We start from the raw sequence: 16,809 nt of genomic DNA on the forward strand, positions 1-16,809 counted from the left end.
CCGCTCAGCCCAGCGAGGCCAGGTAGGCCGCGGCCTTGTCGGGCTCGTAGAACCAGTTCTCGAAGTCCGCCGGGTCGTCGAAGCCGTTGGCGAACCGGTGGGCGACGGGCGGCAGTTGGCCGGCGGCGCCGATCAGGTTGAGGACGTGCTCCGGCGGCGGGGCCAGCATCGCGTTGGTCCACTTGGTGACCGGGGCGGCGGCGGCCCAGTAGCGGTCGAAGGCGGACTGCATGAAGTCGCGGTCGAACGGCTTGTCGCCGTGCGCCAGGATCGCGTCCAGGTAGACGCCGGCGCAGCGGGCGGCGTTGTTGGAACCCTGGCCGGTGATCGGGTCGTTGGCGACGACCACGTCGGCCACGCCCAGCACCAGGCCACCGCTGGGGAGTTCGCCGATCGGGTTGCGGACCACGGGGGCGTAGCGGCCGGCCAGGGTGGCACCGCCGTCGGTCAGTTCGACGCCGCCGAGGGTGCGCTCGTACTCCCAGGGCGTGAAGGTCTTCATCAGCTCCAGCGTGAGCCGCAGGTGCTCGGCCGGGTCCTTGACGTCGCCGAAGGCGTCCAGCGGGCCGCCGGGGATGCCCTCCCAGAAGAGGATGTCGCAGGCGCCGCTGTTGGTCAGCGCCGGGATCACGAAGAGTTCGCCGACGCCGGGCACCAGGTTGCAGCGCACGGCCTTGAACTCGTGCTCCGGGCGCGGGCCGAGGCCGTGCACGTAGGCGACGGCGAGCGCGCGCTGCGGGGTGCTGTACGGCGAGCGGGACTCGTCGCGGCCGAACATCGAGACCAGCTCGCCCTTGCCGGCGGCGACCAGCACCAGGTCATGGGTGCGGGCGAAGTAGTCCAGGTCGGAGACGGCGACGCCGTGCACCACGACCTTGCCGCCGCGCTGGGCGAAGGTCTCCAGCCAGCCGGACATCTTGATCCGCTGGTCCACCGACTGGGCGTAGCCGTCCAGCCGGCCGACCCAGTCGATCACCCTCTGCGACTCGGGGCCGGCCACCGAGACGCCGATGCCCTCGACCCGGGGAGCGGCCTCCTCCCAGAAGTTCAGGCCGAGTTGGCGCTCGAGGTCCAGCGAGGTGGCGAACATGCACTGGGTGGACATCACCCGGCCGTCCCGGACCTCGTCGGCGGTGCGGTTGGTCATCACCGTGACGTCGTAGCCGTTGGCCTGGAGGCCCAGCGCCAGCTGGAGCCCGGCCTGCCCGGCTCCGACGATCAGTATCTTGCGCAAAGCTGCCTGCCTTCTTGCGAGTTGTACTGAGGGGAGGAGTTGATCGACCGTCGGCCGACCCTACGGGGCCGCACCGCCGAGCGCAATGATCTTGCGCCGGCGGACCGTCAGCGGACCGGAGCGGGCTCCTCCGCGAGAGCGTGCAGCACCAGGCGGGTGAGCACGTCGATGGTGGAGGTGCGCTCCCGGGCGTCGCAGAGCAGCACCGGCACGTGGTCCGGCATGGCGAGCGAGTCGCGCACCGCCTCCGCCGAGTAGACCGGCGCGCCGTCGAACTGGTTGACGGCGACCACGAACGGCAGCCCGCTGCCCTCGAAGTAGTCCAGCGCCGGGAAGGAGTCGGCGAGCCGGCGGGTGTCGGCGAGGACCACGGCCCCGACGGCGCCGCGCACCAGGTCGTCCCACATGAACCAGAACCGGCCCTGTCCGGGGGTGCCGAACAGGTAGAGCACCAGGTCGGATTCCAGGGTGATCCGGCCGAAGTCCATCGCCACGGTGGTGGTGGTCTTGCCGGGGACGGCCGAGCTGTCGTCCACCGAGGCGGCGGCCTCGGTCATCACCGCCTCGGTGGTGAGCGGCGCGATCTCGGAGACCGAGCGGACGAAGGTGGTCTTGCCGACGCCGAAACCGCCCGCCACCACGATCTTGGTGGAGGTGGCGCCCCCGGCGACCAGCGGCACCCCGGGGGTCGGAGCGCCCGCCGACGGGTCAGAGCTTGCGAAGTCCACCCAGCACCCTCTCCAGCAGGTCGCGCTTGCCCGGCAGCACGCCCTCGTCGTCCAGCGGGCCGGTGACCGTGTCGTCGCCGTGCACCCGCACCCGGCCCTGCTCGGCCAGGTCGCTCACCAGCACCTTCACCACGCCCAGCGGCATCTGCAGCAATGCCGAGATCTCGGCGATGGACCGCATCTGACCACGCGTCAGCTCGCAGATCGCGGCCAGTTCGGGCAGGCTGCGGTCGCCCGGGTCGGCGGGGCGGTTGAGTGCCGAGACCAGGGTCTCCACCAGCAGCACCCGGCCGAACCTGGTCCGGCCCCGGGTGATCGCGTACGGCCGCACCCGGGACGAACGCCCCTGGCCGGGGCGGGCGGTGTCGATCCGCCTGCCGTGCCCGGCGCCTGGGCCGACAGTACTCGCAGTGGTACCGCTGTGGGCGGTGCCGGACATGCTTCCCACCTCCTGGGGGTCCTGCTGGGGGTCGTCGGGGCCGTTCCCGGCGGCGCCGGTCGGCACGGTCACCGCAGGGCCATCGAGCGGTGCAGTTCGCTGCGCACCTGGGGTGTCAGGGCATGGCCGGCCCGCTCGACCAGGAGCGACATCTGGTAGGCCAGCACGCCCAGGTCGCAGCCGAGTCCGGCGTGCACGCCGAGGCAGGACCCGTCGCTGATCGCCATCACCACCAGGTGGCCCTCATCCATGGTGACCATGGTCTGCTTCACCCCGCCGAACTCGATCGCCCGCGCCAGGCCGCCGGCCAGGCTGGTCAACGCCGAGACGATGGCGGAGAGTTGTTCGGCCTGCCGGCCCTGCTCGGAGTCGGCCAACAGCAGCCCGTCGGCGGAGACCACCACGGCCTCGACCACCCCGGGCACCTGGCCGACCAGGTCGCCGAGCAGCCACCGGACGTTCGTCGCGGCCTGGCTGGCCGGAGGCTGGACGGTCCCCGCGGGCGCCAGCTGGTAGTCGGCTTCGCTCATCGGTCCTGCTCCTCGGCACCCTCGGCGGCGCCCGCGGTCTCGCGGGCCGCCCGGCGCAGCCCGCTCTGGAAGCCGCCGAGTCGGCGGCGCAGTTCTTCGGCGGAGGTCCGCGGCCGCTCCACCGCGCCCTGCCCGGCGGCCGGTTCGGCCGCGGGCTCGCCCGGCGTCCGCTCGTAGGGCGAGCTGGCGGCCGGGGCGACCCGGCGCAGCCCGGAGGTCGGCGCCTCTCCGGTGCCCGGCAGCCCGTTGCCGCGCGGCACCCGGCGGGGCAGGCCGTGCGAGGTCGTCTGCCCGAGGTCGGCGCGCAGCTGACGGACCGTCAGCTGGGTGGTCGGCTGGTCCAAGTCCGGTGCCTCGTGGGCGGCGGCGGGCTCGGCGGGCTCGGCGGGCTCCGCGATCGGCGGCTCCACGACCTCGGGCGCGACCTCGGGCACGGCCTCCGGCGCCGCCGCGGCATGCGCCGGCCGCCGTCGCGGCAGCGCGGGCAGCTCGCCCTCCGCCACCGCGGACGCCGCGGGCACCGGCGGCGAGGCCACCGGCCCGCTCACCGCCTCCGGCGCCACGGGCGCGGCAGCAACAGCGGCGGCAGGAGCAGGAGCCGGAGCAGCCGCGACAGCCGCCGCCCGCACCTTCGCCGCGTCCGCCGCCACCGAGCGCTCCGCCCGCCGCTGGTCGTCCAGGTCCTCGCTGCTGAACCCGTCCTGGTGCAGCGCCTCCCGCGGCAGCACCAGCATCGCGCTGATCCCGCCGCCCTGCCCGTTCTCCCGCAGCTGCACCCGCAGCCCGTGCCGGGCGGCCAGCCGGGCCACCACGAAGAGCCCCATGCTGCGCCCGGTGAGCGCCCCGGCGAGCAGCGCGTCGCGCCGCTCGGAGCGGTCCGCGGGGGTCGGCTCGGCCAGCTGCTCGTTGATCGCCCGCAGCCGGTCCGGCGGCAGGCCGATGCCCCGGTCGGTGACCGAGATCATCACCTCGCCGTTGTCCAGCAGCCAGCCGCCGATCTCGACCTGCTCCTGTGGCGGCGAGAACGCGGTGGCGTTCTCCAGCAGTTCGGCGAGCAGGTGGCTGGTGTCGTCGGCGACCGCGCCGGTCAGCCGGACGGCGGCCAGGAAGCCGAGCTTGACCCGCTCGTACCGCTCGATCTCGGAGACCGCCGCCCGCACCACGTCCAGCAGGCTGACGGTCTTGCGGCTGCGCTGGCTGTTCTCCAGGCCGGCCAGCAGCAGCATGTTCTCGCTGTTGCGGCGCATCCGGGTGGCCAGGTGGTCGAGCCGGAACAGGCTCTCCAGCTGGCCGGCGTCCGCCTCCCGGCCCTCCAGCGCCTCGATCAGCACCAGCTGCCGCTCGACCAGGGTCAGGGTGCGCATCGCCAGGTTGACGAAGGTGGCGTCCACGCTGCCCTGCAGCTCGTCGCGCTCCTTGGCCAGGCCGTCCCGCTCGGCGAGCAGCAGCTCGTGCTCCTGGTCCAGCTCCGCCAGCCGCTCGACGGCGCCGCCGTGCGCGGCGGTGAGCTCGGCCCACTGGTCGGCGAGCTCGCGCTGCCGGCGCTGCAGCTCCTCGTACTGGCGCTGCAGCTCATCGTGCTCGTGCGCCTGCCGCCGGCCTTCGCCGAGCTGGCTGTGCAGCCGGGCCTGCTGGGCGTCGCGTTCGGCGAGCAGCCGGCCGCGCTCCTCCAGCAGGCCGGCCCGCTCGTCGAGCAGTTGGGAGAGGTTGCGGGCGGCGAGGTCGCGGGCCCGTTCCAGCGGCCGGGCGGTGACCCGGCGGACCACCACGGCGGTGGCGCCGAGCAGCACCACGGCGGCCGCGCCGCCGACCACGGCCACCTCGCCGGTGGAGCCGCCGCCCTGCGCGGAGCAGCCGGCCAGTGTGGTGAGTCCGGGCAGCACGAGCAGGGTCCTGCGGAGGCGACGCGAGAGCATCCGGCCGGGCTGACCGGTCAGCGGGGGCTTCCGACTCTCGATCGTCATACGCAACGGTGCTCTCTGTCTCGCCGAACGTCGAGCCGGCAGGCCGCTAGCGGCCATGACGGCGCCTCGGGTCAGTCGGCCGCACCCCGTTCCGCCGCTGACACCCGCACGAGTGAAGCGCAGAACACACCCGAGAACAAGATCAACTCAAAGCTCGAATTCAGCTGATCATCCAGCCCGAAGCCGACCGAGCGGACATTCCCGCTGGTCACATACGGATTACGGTGCGTCAGACATTGACGGGCGCCACATCGGCATGTGACGGATATCTCACCCCCTCCGAAAACGTGTTCAGTTTCGAACTGATGGCGCGCCAAAGGGCTGGTCAGAGCCGTCTTGACGCGGCACCGACCAGCCCTTGACGCCGTCCCGACAGCGGAACGGCGCCCTCAGGCCACCGGAACGACTGGACAATCGCCCCTGGTATTCCCTCAGCCGCAACCGTCCGGGCGGGTCGAGTCCGCCGTCCGGTCCAGGGTCAGGTAGCCGTGGTCGGCGGCCAGTTCGTGCAGGTAGCAACCGCCGCCCGCCGAACTGCCGAGGTAGCGTTCGTGCGAACTGCCGTCGGCCTGCACCACCGTGCCGGACTGCCGGGCCAGCACGCCCCGGGCCTGCAGCCGGTCGTCGACGGAGTCCTGCTGGTGCCAGGCGCCCTGGCTGTGCCGGGTCTGGTCGGTCAGCTCCCGGGCCACCGACACCTGGCCGGTGGCGGTGAAGCTGTCGGCGCCGCTGCCGGGCTGGTAGCCGCTGGTCACGTCCAGCGGGTAGGACCAGGTGCTGCGCCGCTGCTCCGGCTGTCCGTGCCCGTCCCGGTCGGTGGCCACCACCGTCCAGCCGCTGTCGCGCTGACTGGTGGTCTGCTGCTGGCCCTGGTCGGCGAGGGTGTCGGTGTTGCGGTACTCGCCGTGGTGGTCGATCCGGGTGCCGATCCGCCCCTGCGAGGTGTCCACGTACCCCGCCACCGTCCAGTCCCGGCCCGCCGTCACGGTGACCAGCTCGCTGCCGTCCGGCTGCGCGGCCTCGGTGGTGCTCAGCTGCGGCGCGGCGGCGATGGTGTCGGTGGTGACGGCGCCGCCGGTCTGCGCCCGCAGCGGGTCGGTGGTGAGGAAGAGGCTGCCGTCCAGCGTCCAGGAGTCGCTGATCCCGGCCGGCGGCACCAGCGTGACGGTGTGCGGGCGGCCGTCGGTCAGGGTGCCGGCGAACGGCGTCAGGTCGACGTCGTAGGGCTGGGTGCGGAAGGCGTCGATGCTGGGCACCGGACGCCACATCAGCGGGCTGATCCCGCCGGTGTAGATCACCGGGAACGGCTGGACGGTGCCCGCGATCCGCCCGTCCACCAGCACCTGCACCTCGCGGTAGGTCCCGCCGCCGCACATGCCCCAGTCGGGGTGCGCGGCCGCCACGTCGTCCGGCACGTTGGAGTACCAGAACTCCTCGCAGCCCCCGCCCCGGGCGTAGAGCTGCAGCCGGGCGCCGGTCAGGTTCCGCGGGAAGGTGAGCGAGGCGGTGGCGCTCTGGCCCTTGCCGAGCGTCCACCAGCCCGGCGCCGTCGCCGACTGGGAGACCGGCAGCACCTGGTCGGCCGTCGCGGCGGCCGGGTGGGCCCGGTCCGCCTGGTAGTAGGTGACCGTCATCCGCATGTGGTAGACGCCGGTGTAGGTGGAGTTGACGATGTTTCCGAGATCCACCACCACCGGCTGCGCGGTGCGCAGCAGCGGCGTGAACGAGGTGAGGTCCTGGTCCACGTGCCAGCTGATGCCGGCCGGGTCGGGCTCCGGCGTGCTGGTCCGCAGCACCTCGGCGCCGCCGATCCAGACCCCGGCCAGCCGGTCGTACTGGCGGCCGGCGACGCTGCCCGACCAGTCCAGCACCACCTTGGACCAGGGCCCGGGGCAGTCGGCGGGCGGGGTGAGGGTGCCGGTGAAGGGCTGCCCGTAGCTGTTGCCGAAGTCGTGCTGCATCGCGGTGACCGTGCAGTGCGGGGTGTCCGGACGGCTGATCGGCGGCAGCGCGGTGACCGGGTCGGCGTAGTTGGTCTCGATCCGGGACGGGCCCGGCGTGCTGTCGGCCGTGGCGGTGGCGGGCGCGGTCAGCACGGCGGCCGCGGCGAGGGCGAGCGCGGCCAGGGTGCGGCGGGCGCGGCCGGAGCGGCGGAGGGGGAGGGGTATTCGCACGGTTGGCATGTACTCACGGGCTGCTGAGCACTGTCAAGATCCCTGCAGTGGGCGGTGATTGGGGGGGTACGACGGAGCGCCGGCGCCCCTGGGGCGGGGCACCGGCGCTCGGGGCGGCCGGGTTCAGAGCCGGTCGTGCAGTTGGGCCGCCCGTTCCCGGCACCACTGCGCCAGCTCCGTCCGGCCCTCCTCCGCACCGCCGAGCAGCGCGCTCACCTGCTCGTCGCTCAGCCGGTTCGGCCCTTGCACGGCCAGCAGGTGGCCGAGTTCGTCGAGCAGCAGCGCCATCCGCTCGGCGTCGGCGTGCTCGACCATCGCCGGGTTCTCCAGGTGGTGGCCGATGGTGACGGATCCAGGCATCTCGGGCTCCCTTCGCTCACCCCCGGTCCACCGTACGACCGGCCTCGGGCGGGCGCACCCGCCGGTGCGGCGGAGGCGCCCGGTCAGTGCCGGTCGGCCCGGACCCGCCGTTCCGTGCTCACCACCACGCAGACCGCCGCCACCACGATCAGGCCGCCGACCAGCTCGGACGCCCCCACCTGCTCGGCCAGCACCAGCCAGCCCAGGAAGACCGCCACCACCGGGTTGATGTAGGCGTAGGTGGCGACCAGCCCGATCGGCGCGTTCTGCAGCAGCCAGGAGTAGGCGGTGTAGCCGACCAGCGACCCGACGAAGACCAGGTAGGCGAGCGCCAGCCAGGACCGGGTGGTGACCTGCGACAGCTGGAAGTGCTGCTGCTCGCCCCGGGCCAGGGCGACCACCAGACAGCCGAGGCCGCCGATCAGCATCTGGTAGGCGCTGGCCACCAGGGCGTTCTCGGTCCGGGTCATCTTGGTGCCGCCGAACGAACCGACCGCCCAGCTGAACGCGCCGATCATCACCAGCACCACCCCGCCGATGCCCACGCTGCCCCGGATGCCGGGCAGCGAGAGCACGGCCAGGCCGACCAGCCCGAGCAGCACGCCGGCGATCCGGGCCCAGCCCTGCCGCTCCCCCGTGACCGCGCGCAGCAGCACCACCCAGAGCGGCACCACCGCGACCAGCAGCGCGGCCAGCCCGGACGGCACCGTCCCCTCGGCGATCACCAGCAGGCCGTTGCCGGTGGTCAGCAGCAGCACCCCGACGGTGCCGCTGGTGAACAGCTGACGCCGGTTCACCCGCACGGCCGCCGGCCCCGAGCGCACCGCCACCCAGCCCAGCAGCAGCGCGCCCGCGAGCAGGAACCGGATCGCGGCGGAGAGCAGCGCCGGCATGCTCTCCACCACGACCCGGATGGCGAGGTAGGTGGAGCCCCAGACCACATACACCAGAAGGAGGGCGATCCAGACCGCCCCGGAGATCCGGGTGGCTGGTGCGAGTGGCGTCGTCTGTCCGACACCGACCGATGTCATGGGTATCTCCTTGGTTGGCTGCTGTCCGGCCGGAGTCATGAGAGCGCATCGGGAACCCCCGGCGCCAGTGGGTATCGCTGTCTGGAAGCCGAATTCCGAAGGAGGCACCCGCCGTGTCCATCCCCCTGCCGCTCTTCGTGTACGGCACGCTCCGCCCCGGCCAGCGCAACCACGCCCGCCACCTGGCCGGGCGCTGCGCCCTGGTCCGGGCGGCCGTGCTCGATGCGGCGGCGCTGCACGACGGGCCCGGCTACCCGTTCGTGCTGCCCGATCCGGGGCAGCGGGTGGTGGGCGAGCTGATCACGGTCCGTCCGGCGCACTACCCGCAGGTGCTGGCCACCCTCGACGCGCTGGAGGACTGCCGCCCCGACGGCCGCGGCCTCTACGTGCGCGAGTGCCTGCCGGTCACGGTGACCGCCACCGGTGCCGCCGAGTCCGCCTGGGTCTACCTGGCCGGCCCCGCGGCGGCCGCCCGGCTGCGCGCCCGACCGGCGCTGATCCCCTCGGGCGACTGGACGGCGCCGCGTCTCAGCTCGGATTGACGGCGTGCAGCACGGCGTCGTGCCCGAGGTAGGCGCGGCCGTCCAGCACGGTCACCGACCAGACGTCCACACCCGGCTCGCCGTCCCGGAAGGTCCAGCGCACGGTGCCCCGGTCCGCCGTCAGCGCCACCACCCCGCTGCTCGCCGGGCCGGGCACCAGCAGCAGGCCGCCCGCCAGCGCCGGGGCGCTGCGGGTGTCCAGGCGGAACGGCAGCTGGGTCGTCCAGAGCTGGCCGCCGTCGGCGCGGCGGACCGCCGTCACCAGGCCGTCGTCGCGGAACAGGTGGACCTGCGGGCCGGCGGGCAGCGGGCGCAGGTAGCGCCAGGAGTCCTGCTCGCCGGGCAGCAGCCGCCACCGCTCGGTGCCGTCGGACAGGGAGCGGACCCACAGGCCCGAGCCGTCGGGCTCGTAGCTCAGCTGGTCGTCCACCGTCCACCAGCCGGTGTGCTGGCCGCTCTGGCGCACCGACCAGAGCGGGTGGCCGTCGCGGTCGTCGACGGCGGCCAGCGCGCCCCCGTAACCCACCAGCAGCCGGCCGCCGCCGATCGGGGCGACCTGCCCGACCCAGTCCTCCCCGGTGGTCGGCCGCTGCCAGCGCGGCTGCCGGGTGGCCAGGTCCACGGCGTAGAGGGTGCTGGAGCTGGCCGCCGCGCCGCCGAAGGAGTCGGCGCGGCAGTAGAGGGTGCGGCCGTCGGTGGCCAGCGCCGCCAACAGGCTCGTCCGGGCGGTGCCGGGCTGGTCGATCAGCAGTTGCCAGTCGCTCGCGCCGGTGCCCAGGTCGTAGCCCGTGATCCGGTCGCCGGGGGTGCCCGTGGCCGCCGCCTCGGGCGTGTTGCCCGCCAGCAGCAGCCCGCCCGCGGCCAGCAGCTCCGCGTCCTTCGCCAGCTCGAACCGCTGCCGCGGCCGGCCGGTCGCCGGGTCGAGCACCACCAGATCCGGCCCGGCGAGGAAGACCGGGTGCTGCGGCGTGCCGGTGATCCGCGCGGCCTCCAGCCGGCCCGGGCCACGGTAGGTCCAGAGCGGCTTCGGCCCGCCGAGGTCGGGCTGCCGGCTCCTCCCCCGGCCGGCCACCGCCCAGGCGACGGCGCCCGCGGCGGCGAGCGCGCCCGCGCCGAGCAGCAGGCGTCGGCGGCTCGGACTCCTGCTGCCGGCCGGTTCCCGGGCCGAGCCGGGGTCCACCAACTCGTCGCCGAGCGGCGCCGGCGCCCCCGCCGTTCCCTCCGGTTCGTCGAACTCCCACCCCGTGCCCATGGCCGCCCCCGTCGCCCTCGGTCCGTGTGGTGACGATACCTCCGGGACCAGGCCGCGGGGCCGGGTTGCTCGCGCTGCGCGGCACGCTGGCGGGGTGTAGAGAGGAAGCGTGCCCGCCCGCCAGCGATCCCTCCCCCTCGACCGGCCACGGCGAGCCGGCCCTGCCTTGGTGGCCCTGCCACTCGGGCTGATCGTGGTGATCACGGTGGTGGACATCCTCTCCCCGCCGAACATCCACCTCGGCCCGCTGCTGGTGGTCGCCCCCGCGATCACCGCCTCCTTCGCGGGCACCCGGCTCACCGCGCTGGTCGGCGTGCTGGCGGTGGCGGCGCTCACGGTGATCGGCGTCATGCGGGACGGGCTGACCACCTCCAACCACGAGAGCCAGATCGCCTCGCTGATCGTGGTCTCGGCCCTGGTGGTAGCCTTCCGGGCGCTGCGCGAGCGGCACGCGCGCGAGCTGGTGCAGGTGCGCTCGGTCTCCGAGGCGGCGCAGCAGGTGCTGCTGCGGCCGCTGCCGGACCGGATCGGCTCGCTGCGGATCGCCTCCGTCTACCTGGCGGCCGAGGCGGAGGCGCAGATCGGCGGCGACCTCTACGCCGCCTCCCGGACCCGCGACGGCACCCGGCTGATCGTCGGCGACGTCCGCGGCAAGGGCCTCACCTCGCTCGGCGAGGCGGCCCTGCTGCTCGGCGCGTTCCGGGCCGCCGCCCACCTCCAGGCCTCGCTGCCGGAGCTGGCCGCCTACCTGGACGGCAGCGTCAGCTGGGACCTGGCCGCGGCGGCCGACGCGGACGCCGCCGAGTCCTTCATCACGGCGGTGATCCTGGACATCCCGGACGACGGCACCCGCATCCAGGTGATCAACTGCGGCCACCCGCCCCCGCTGCTGCTGCACGCCGGCCAGGTGCTCACCCTGGAGGCCAGCCGCCCGGCGCCGCCGCTGGGGCTGGGCGGGCTGATGGAACCGCAGTACTGGCCGGACTTCTTCTCGTTCCGTCCCGAGGACCGGCTGCTGCTCTACACGGACGGCGTGATCGAGGCCCGCGACACGGCGCGGGCGTTCTACCCGCTCACCGACCGCATCCGCGCCTGGTCCGCCGAACGCCCGGCCACCCTCCTCCACCACCTCCGCCGCGACCTGCTCACCCACGCGGGCGGACGGCTGGGGGACGACGCGGCGATGGTGGCGGTGGAGCGGTTGCCCGACGAAGGGCCGTGAGGGGCAGCGCCGCAGCGGACGCGCTGCCCGCCACGGCGTCCCGGGGAAGCTCGCCGCCGCCCTCGGGCCCGCAGGCCCCGAGCCCCGCGCCCGCGGCCGGGGCGCCGCATCACCCGCGCCTGTGCTCCCCCGCCCCGCCGCCATGCCCTACCGTGGCCAGCGGCGCGACGGACGGGAGGCAGGGCATGGTGGACGGCGACGGGGACTTCACCGCCGAGGAGCTGGCCCGGGGGCGGGCGCTGCGGCGGGCGCAGGTGCCGTGGGCGATCGGGGGGCGGGTGGCCGGGCTGGCACTGTCGCTGGTGCTCGGGTTCACGCCCGCCGGGGCGGCCGCCGTGCGGTGGGCCGGCGAGCTGTTCGGCGGCTCCTGGGCGGCGCAGGTGCTGGCCGGGACGGTGCTGCTGGTGCTGCTCGGGCAGGTGCTGGCGCTCCCGTTCACCGCGCGGGTGCGGCGGATCCGCACCCGGTTCGGCCTGGTCACCCAGGGGTGGGCCGGCTGGCTGGTCGACCTGCTGCGCGGGCTGCTGCTCACCCTCGCGCTCGCGCTGCCCGCCGCGCTCGGCGTCTACGCGCTGACGGGCTGGTCGCGGCAGTGGTGGTGGCTCCCGGCGGCCGCCGCGGCCGCGGCCCTCACCGTCGCGTTCTCCTTCCTCTTCCCCCTCCTCGTCGAGCCGCTGTTCAACCGCTTCACCCCGATGCCCGAGGGCGAGCTGCGGAGCGCCCTGCTCGCGCTCGCCGAGCGGGACGCCGTGCGGGTCCGCGACGTGCTGGTGGCCGACGCCTCCCGCCGCACCACCGCGCTCAACGCCTACGTCTCCGGCTTCGGCGCCACCCGCCGGATCGTCGCCTACGACACCCTGCTGACCACCGCCGCGCCCCGTGAGGTCGAACTGGTGGTGGCGCACGAGCTGGGCCACGTGAAGCACCGCGACGTGCCCCGCGGCACCGCGCTCGCCGCCGTCGGTGCGGCGGCCGTCGTGGCCGTGCTGGGGCTGCTCCTCTCGCTGCGTCCGCTGCTGGACGCCGCCGGCGTGCCCGATGTCGCCGATCCGCGTTCGCTGCCGCTGCTGGCCGCCTGCGCCGCGCTGCTGGGTGCGCTCGGCGGGCCGCCGCAGGCGGCCGTGAGCCGGCGGATCGAGGCCCGGGCGGACCGGCACGCGCTGGACCTGACCCGCGACCCGGAGCAGTTCATCGCGATGCAGCGCCGCCTCGCGCTGACCAACGTCGCCGATGTCGACCCGCCCCGCCTGCTGGAGCTGCTCTTCGCCAGCCACCCCAGCACCGCCCGCCGGATCGCCGCCGCCCGCGCCTGGGCGCAGCCCGGATAAACGCCTTTGACCTGCGCGGACGCCCTCGGCCAAGCTGAGCGGCACCGATCGCACGCAGGAGGGCCGCCATGAGGCACGGAGCCGGACTCGACCAGGACGGGCTGATGCTCCGTGAGGGCTCGCTCGACCGGGTCACTCCCGAGTACGCACCCGTGGTCGCCGCCGTGCGCGCCGGCGTCCGGCGGTCCTTCGGCGGCGGCTCCCTGCACAGCGCCTACCTCTACGGCAGCATCCCGCGCGGCACCGCCGTCCCGGGCCGCTCCGACCTGGACCTGCTGCTCGCGCTGAACCGCCCGCCCACCCCCGCCGACCGCAGCGCCGCCGACGCGCTGCTGGCCGCGCTGGAGCACGAGTTCCCGCAGCTCAAGGGCGGCGGGGTGCTGCTCTTCGGGGTCGAGCGGCTGCTCAGCGAGGCGGAGCGGTACGACCTCGGCTGGTTCCTCGCCTGCCTCTGCACCCCGCTGCTCGGGCCGGACCTGGCCGACCGCCTCCCCCGCTACCGGCTGGACTCCACGCTCGCCCGGGAGACCAACGGCGACCTCGCCGAGCTGCTGCCGGGCTGGCGGGCCAGGGCCGAACGGGCCACCAGCGAGGCGGAGTTGCGCACCCTGACCCGGGGCGCGGCCCGCAAGGTGGTGCGCACCGGGTTCACCCTGGTGATGCCCCGCTGGCAGGGCTGGACCAGCGATCTGGCCGAGTCCGCCGCCGTGTTCGGCCACTACTACCCGGAGCGTGCCGAACAGATGCGCACCGTCGCCGAGTTCGCGCCCGCCGGCTCGGCCGACCCGGCGGCGGTGCGGCTGCTGCTGGCGGAGCTGGGGCCGTGGCTGGCCGCCGAGTACACGGCCCGCCACGGCGTCAGGTCGCCGCGCGGCTAGCCGGACGGGGCGGCACCGTCACGGCTGCCGCCCCCGACCCGGCTCCCGTCAGCCGAAGTAGCTGTGGAAGTTGTTCGAGAACTCGTTCTTGTTGTAGTTGTCCCAGTTGACCGACCAGGTCATCAGCCCGCGCAGGTCGGGGTGCGCACCGGAGTGCAGCGTGTAGCCGCCGCAGTTGGTGTTCTTGGTGAGGCAGTCGAGCGCCTGGTCCACCCCGGCGGGGGCCACGTAGCCGTTGCCCGCGTAGGTGTTGGCCGGCATGCCGATCGCCACCTGGGAGGGCTTGAGCGCCGGGAACATGTTGTTGGTGTTGCCCGCGACCGGGAAGCCGGAGAGCAGCATGTCGGTCATCGCGATGTGGAAGTCCGCGCCGCCCATCGAGTGGTACTGGTTGTCCAGGCCCATGATGGAGCCGGAGTTGTAGTCCTGGACGTGCAGCAGGGTGAGGTCGTTGCGCAGGGCGTAGATCACCGGCAGGAAGGCGCCGGCCCTCGGGTCCTGGCCGTTGTACGGGCCGGAGCCGTAGTACTGGTAGCCGAGCTGCACGAAGAAGGTCTCCGGCGCCATGGTCAGCACGAAGTTGGCGCCGTACTTGGCCTTCAGCTGCTGCAGCGCGGAGATGGTGTTGACGATCACCGGGGTGGTCGGGTTCTTGAAGTCGGTGTCGCCGGAGTTCAGCGAGAGCGACTGGTTCTCGAAGTCGACGTCCAGGCCGTCCAGGCCCCACTTGTTGATGATCGAGGAGACCGAGCTGACGAAGGCGTCGCGGGCCGCGGTGGTGGTCAGCTGCACCTCGCCGTTGGCGCCGCCGATCGAGAGCACCACCTTCTTGCCCTTGGCCTGCTTGGCCTTGATCGCGGCCATGAAGTCGGCGTCCGACTCGATGCCGGGGCAGTCGGTGGTGGAGCAGCGGTTGAAGTGGATGGTGCCGGAGGTGACCGAGTCGGGCTCGCCGAACGAGAGGTCGATGATGTCCCAGGAGTCCGGCACGTCGGCCATCTTCATGTAGCCGGCGCCGTTGGCGAAGCTCTCGTGCAGGTAGCCGACCAGGGCGTGGGTGGGCAGGCCGCCGCCCGAGGTGGGGGTGCTGGTGGCGGTCGCGGTCGCGGTCGCGGTCGCCGTGGCGGTGGCGGTCGGCGTGCCGGTCGCCGTCGGGGTGCCGGTGGCGGTGGGAGTGCTGGTGGCGGTCGGGGTGCTGCTGGCGCTCTGGCTGGCCGAGGGGCTGCCGGTCGGGTTGCCGGGGCCGCCGAGCGAGACGTCGTCCGCGTAGTAGGTGCCCTGGCCGTACCAGCCGTGCACGAAGACGGTGGCGGTGGTCTGGGTGGCGGTGGTGGTGAAGCTGGTGGTCAGCTGCTGGTAGGCGCCGCCGGTGCCCGGGGTCCAGGTGCTGCTGCCGCCGTTGACGCCCAGGTAGACGTAGGCGCCGTTGACCCACGCGCTCAGCGTGTAGGTGGTGTTGGGCGCGACGGTGACGGTCTGGGTGCACTGGGCGTTGTCGGAGGCGCTGGCCGCGCCGGCCAGGGCGTAACTGCCGCTGTGCGCGTGGCCGGTGACGACGCTGCCGGTGGACCCGGAACAGGTCCACGGGGACAGGCTGCCGCTCTCGAAGCCGCCGTTGGTGAGGAACTCGCCGGCCGAGGCGCTGGGCGCCAGGCCGACGGTGGCGCCGACGATCGCGCCGGCGGCGACCGTCCAGGCACTCACGGCGGCGATCAGCCGACGCGAACTCCTGGGCGGCTGGGGACGGTTGGGAACAGCTCTGGTGAGACTGCGCATGTGGGGATGCTCCTGCCTCGAACGCCTCTGGTGTGGGGGAGTCCGCCGGGGCAGGCAGCGCGGGGAGCGACCCCGCCGGCGCACCCCTTTTGGACTAGACCACTGAACCGGTCTGGACCAGTCCGTGTCAATGCTCCGCGGGGCGCGGATTGGCAGTCCGTACTGAGCCGGCGTCAGGCCTTGCTGCGCGCGTAGTGCCGGGAGGCCTTGGCCCGGTTGCCGCAGCTGGCCATCGCGTGCCAGCGGCGGGTGCCGTTCTTCGAGGTGTCGTAGAAGTGCAGCACGCAGTCGGGGTGGGCGCAGATCCGGATCCGGTCCGGCGCCTCGCCGAGCAGGCGCAGGTAGTCGGCGGCGGCGGACCAGGCGGCCAGCCAGGCCGGGTCGTCCACCTGGACCTGCTCGACCGGTCCGTCGGCGGTCAGCGTGCGGTGCAGCGCGCCGTGGGCCAGCACGGCGTTCAGTGCGGCGCGGCCGGCCTCGGCATCCTCTCCGCCCTTGCCGCCCACCAGTTCGGCGAGCGCGGCCCGGGTGGCGACCAGCGCCTCCTGGGCCGCCCGGTCGGCCGGCACCCGGTCGGCGAAGCCGTTCAGCGCCAGCCACTGCCCCAGGCCGTCGAGCGAGTCGAGCAGGTCGCACGGCCCCTCGGCCCCGTTCCAGCGGGTGTTGAGCAGGTCGAGGGAGAGCGGCTCACCGGGCAGCGGCCGGGGGTCCACGGGCGGCACTTCCTGCTGGCTCATCTCGGATCGCTCTTCTCACGCTGCGCTGGCTCTCGCCGTCGATTCTAACCGCTGACCGTGCAGACATCGGTTGACGGCACTCTCCACTAACCTCCATACTCGAAATGAAAGGTTAGGCACTGCCCGAGGAGAGGACCCCCATGCCCACCGCACCCACGATCAGCACCGGCCACATCGGTCTCAACGTCACCGATCTGGACCGCTCCCGCGCCTTCTACCAGCGGGTTCTCGGCCTGGAGCCGGTGCGGGAGGACCCGGAGGGCCGGTTCGCCTTCCTCGGCCGGGAGGGCCGCCCGGTGCTCACCCTCTGGCGCCAGAGCGCGGGCCGGTTCGCCACCGCCACCCCCGGGCTGCACCACCTCTCCTTCGAGGTCGGCAGCGTCGAGGAGGTGCGCGCGGTGGAGCGGGTACTGGGCGAGCTCGGCGCGGAGTTCGCCCACGAGGGCGTGGTCCCGCACGGCGAGGGCGCGGACTCCGGCGGCGTCTTCTTCGCCGACCCGGACGGCATCCGGCTGGAGGTGTTCACCGCCTCCGGCGTGGCCGCCGAGGGCGTGCACGCGCCCCACGCGGCGGCTCCCACCTGCGGGTTCTTCTGACCGCACCGACCCTGGAGA

The 16,809-nt window shown here is 74.0% G+C and carries 16 protein-coding genes; 5 read left to right on the forward strand and 11 right to left on the reverse strand.

The window, feature by feature from the left end; genetic code table 11:
• Nucleotides 1–4: 4 nt before the first annotated feature.
• From ACFYNO_RS18930 to ACFYNO_RS18965, 8 genes are all read right to left on the reverse strand, one after another.
• Entirely contained in the window at nucleotides 5–1,234 is a 1,230-nt protein-coding gene (locus ACFYNO_RS18930; RefSeq protein WP_388013033.1) for a styrene monooxygenase/indole monooxygenase family protein, read from the reverse strand.
• A 107-nt stretch (nucleotides 1,235–1,341) separates the two neighbouring features.
• On the reverse strand, nucleotides 1,342–1,914 hold the full coding sequence (locus tag ACFYNO_RS18935; protein WP_388013334.1) for an ATP/GTP-binding protein: 573 nt from the start codon (nucleotides 1,912–1,914) through the stop codon (nucleotides 1,342–1,344).
• A 28-nt stretch (nucleotides 1,915–1,942) separates the two neighbouring features.
• Nucleotides 1,943–2,401, reverse strand: coding sequence for a DUF742 domain-containing protein (locus ACFYNO_RS18940; RefSeq protein ID WP_388013036.1), 459 nt, complete (start codon nucleotides 2,399–2,401; stop codon nucleotides 1,943–1,945).
• Between the two features lie 68 nt (nucleotides 2,402–2,469).
• Entirely contained in the window at nucleotides 2,470–2,931 is a 462-nt protein-coding gene (locus ACFYNO_RS18945; protein WP_388013039.1) for a roadblock/LC7 domain-containing protein, read from the reverse strand.
• On the reverse strand, nucleotides 2,928–4,895 hold the full coding sequence (locus ACFYNO_RS18950; RefSeq protein ID WP_388013042.1) for an ATP-binding protein: 1,968 nt from the start codon (nucleotides 4,893–4,895) through the stop codon (nucleotides 2,928–2,930). The genes ACFYNO_RS18945 and ACFYNO_RS18950 overlap by 4 nt, the downstream gene beginning before the upstream one ends.
• A 431-nt stretch (nucleotides 4,896–5,326) precedes the next feature.
• Nucleotides 5,327–7,069, reverse strand: coding sequence for a peptide-N4-asparagine amidase (locus tag ACFYNO_RS18955; RefSeq protein ID WP_388013045.1), 1,743 nt, complete (start codon nucleotides 7,067–7,069; stop codon nucleotides 5,327–5,329).
• A gap of 123 nt (nucleotides 7,070–7,192) precedes the next feature.
• A complete protein-coding gene (locus tag ACFYNO_RS18960) occupies nucleotides 7,193–7,429 on the reverse strand; it encodes a hypothetical protein (protein ID WP_388013048.1) in 237 nt (78 codons plus the stop codon).
• Nucleotides 7,430–7,512: 83 nt separating this feature from the next.
• Nucleotides 7,513–8,460, reverse strand: a complete 948-nt coding sequence (locus tag ACFYNO_RS18965) for an EamA family transporter (RefSeq protein ID WP_388013051.1) — start codon at nucleotides 8,458–8,460, stop codon at nucleotides 7,513–7,515.
• 113 nt (nucleotides 8,461–8,573) lie between these two features.
• Between ACFYNO_RS18965 and ACFYNO_RS18970 the strand changes: the two genes are divergently transcribed.
• The gene (locus tag ACFYNO_RS18970) at nucleotides 8,574–9,002 is read left to right on the forward strand and encodes a gamma-glutamylcyclotransferase family protein (protein WP_388013054.1); all 429 of its coding nucleotides are present in this window, start codon (nucleotides 8,574–8,576) and stop codon (nucleotides 9,000–9,002) included.
• On the opposite strand, the gene ACFYNO_RS18975 is transcribed toward ACFYNO_RS18970, so the two are convergent.
• The gene (locus ACFYNO_RS18975; RefSeq protein WP_388013057.1) at nucleotides 8,989–10,254 is read right to left on the reverse strand and encodes a PQQ-binding-like beta-propeller repeat protein; all 1,266 of its coding nucleotides are present in this window, start codon (nucleotides 10,252–10,254) and stop codon (nucleotides 8,989–8,991) included. The genes ACFYNO_RS18970 and ACFYNO_RS18975 overlap by 14 nt on opposite strands.
• A gap of 169 nt (nucleotides 10,255–10,423) precedes the next feature.
• Between ACFYNO_RS18975 and ACFYNO_RS18980 the strand changes: the two genes are divergently transcribed.
• The 3 genes from ACFYNO_RS18980 to ACFYNO_RS18990 all read left to right on the forward strand — a co-directional run bounded on the left by ACFYNO_RS18980 (nucleotide 10,424) and on the right by ACFYNO_RS18990 (nucleotide 13,682).
• A complete protein-coding gene (locus ACFYNO_RS18980; protein WP_388013060.1) occupies nucleotides 10,424–11,476 on the forward strand; it encodes a PP2C family protein-serine/threonine phosphatase in 1,053 nt (350 codons plus the stop codon).
• Nucleotides 11,477–11,661: 185 nt separating this feature from the next.
• Nucleotides 11,662–12,804, forward strand: a complete 1,143-nt coding sequence (locus tag ACFYNO_RS18985) for a M48 family metalloprotease (protein WP_388013063.1) — start codon at nucleotides 11,662–11,664, stop codon at nucleotides 12,802–12,804.
• Between the two features lie 68 nt (nucleotides 12,805–12,872).
• The gene (locus tag ACFYNO_RS18990; RefSeq protein WP_388013066.1) at nucleotides 12,873–13,682 is read left to right on the forward strand and encodes a nucleotidyltransferase domain-containing protein; all 810 of its coding nucleotides are present in this window, start codon (nucleotides 12,873–12,875) and stop codon (nucleotides 13,680–13,682) included.
• Nucleotides 13,683–13,730: 48 nt separating this feature from the next.
• Here ACFYNO_RS18990 and ACFYNO_RS18995 read toward each other — a convergent pair whose 3' ends face one another.
• Together ACFYNO_RS18995 and ACFYNO_RS19000 are read right to left on the reverse strand one after the other, a co-directional pair.
• On the reverse strand, nucleotides 13,731–15,458 hold the full coding sequence (locus tag ACFYNO_RS18995; RefSeq protein WP_388013069.1) for a chitinase: 1,728 nt from the start codon (nucleotides 15,456–15,458) through the stop codon (nucleotides 13,731–13,733).
• Nucleotides 15,459–15,631: 173 nt separating this feature from the next.
• Nucleotides 15,632–16,195 carry a CGNR zinc finger domain-containing protein gene (locus tag ACFYNO_RS19000; RefSeq protein ID WP_388013072.1) on the reverse strand — a complete coding sequence of 188 codons (564 nt, stop codon included), beginning with the start codon at nucleotides 16,193–16,195 and terminating at the stop codon, nucleotides 15,632–15,634.
• A gap of 140 nt (nucleotides 16,196–16,335) precedes the next feature.
• Here ACFYNO_RS19000 and ACFYNO_RS19005 point away from each other — a divergent pair, with 140 nt between their 5' ends.
• Entirely contained in the window at nucleotides 16,336–16,791 is a 456-nt protein-coding gene (locus ACFYNO_RS19005; RefSeq protein ID WP_388013075.1) for a VOC family protein, read from the forward strand.
• Nucleotides 16,792–16,809 lie beyond the last annotated feature (18 nt).

It is taken from the genome of Kitasatospora sp. NPDC006697, from assembly GCF_042869935.1.
In the GTDB taxonomy this organism is placed as follows: Bacteria; Actinomycetota; Actinomycetes; order Streptomycetales; family Streptomycetaceae; genus Kitasatospora.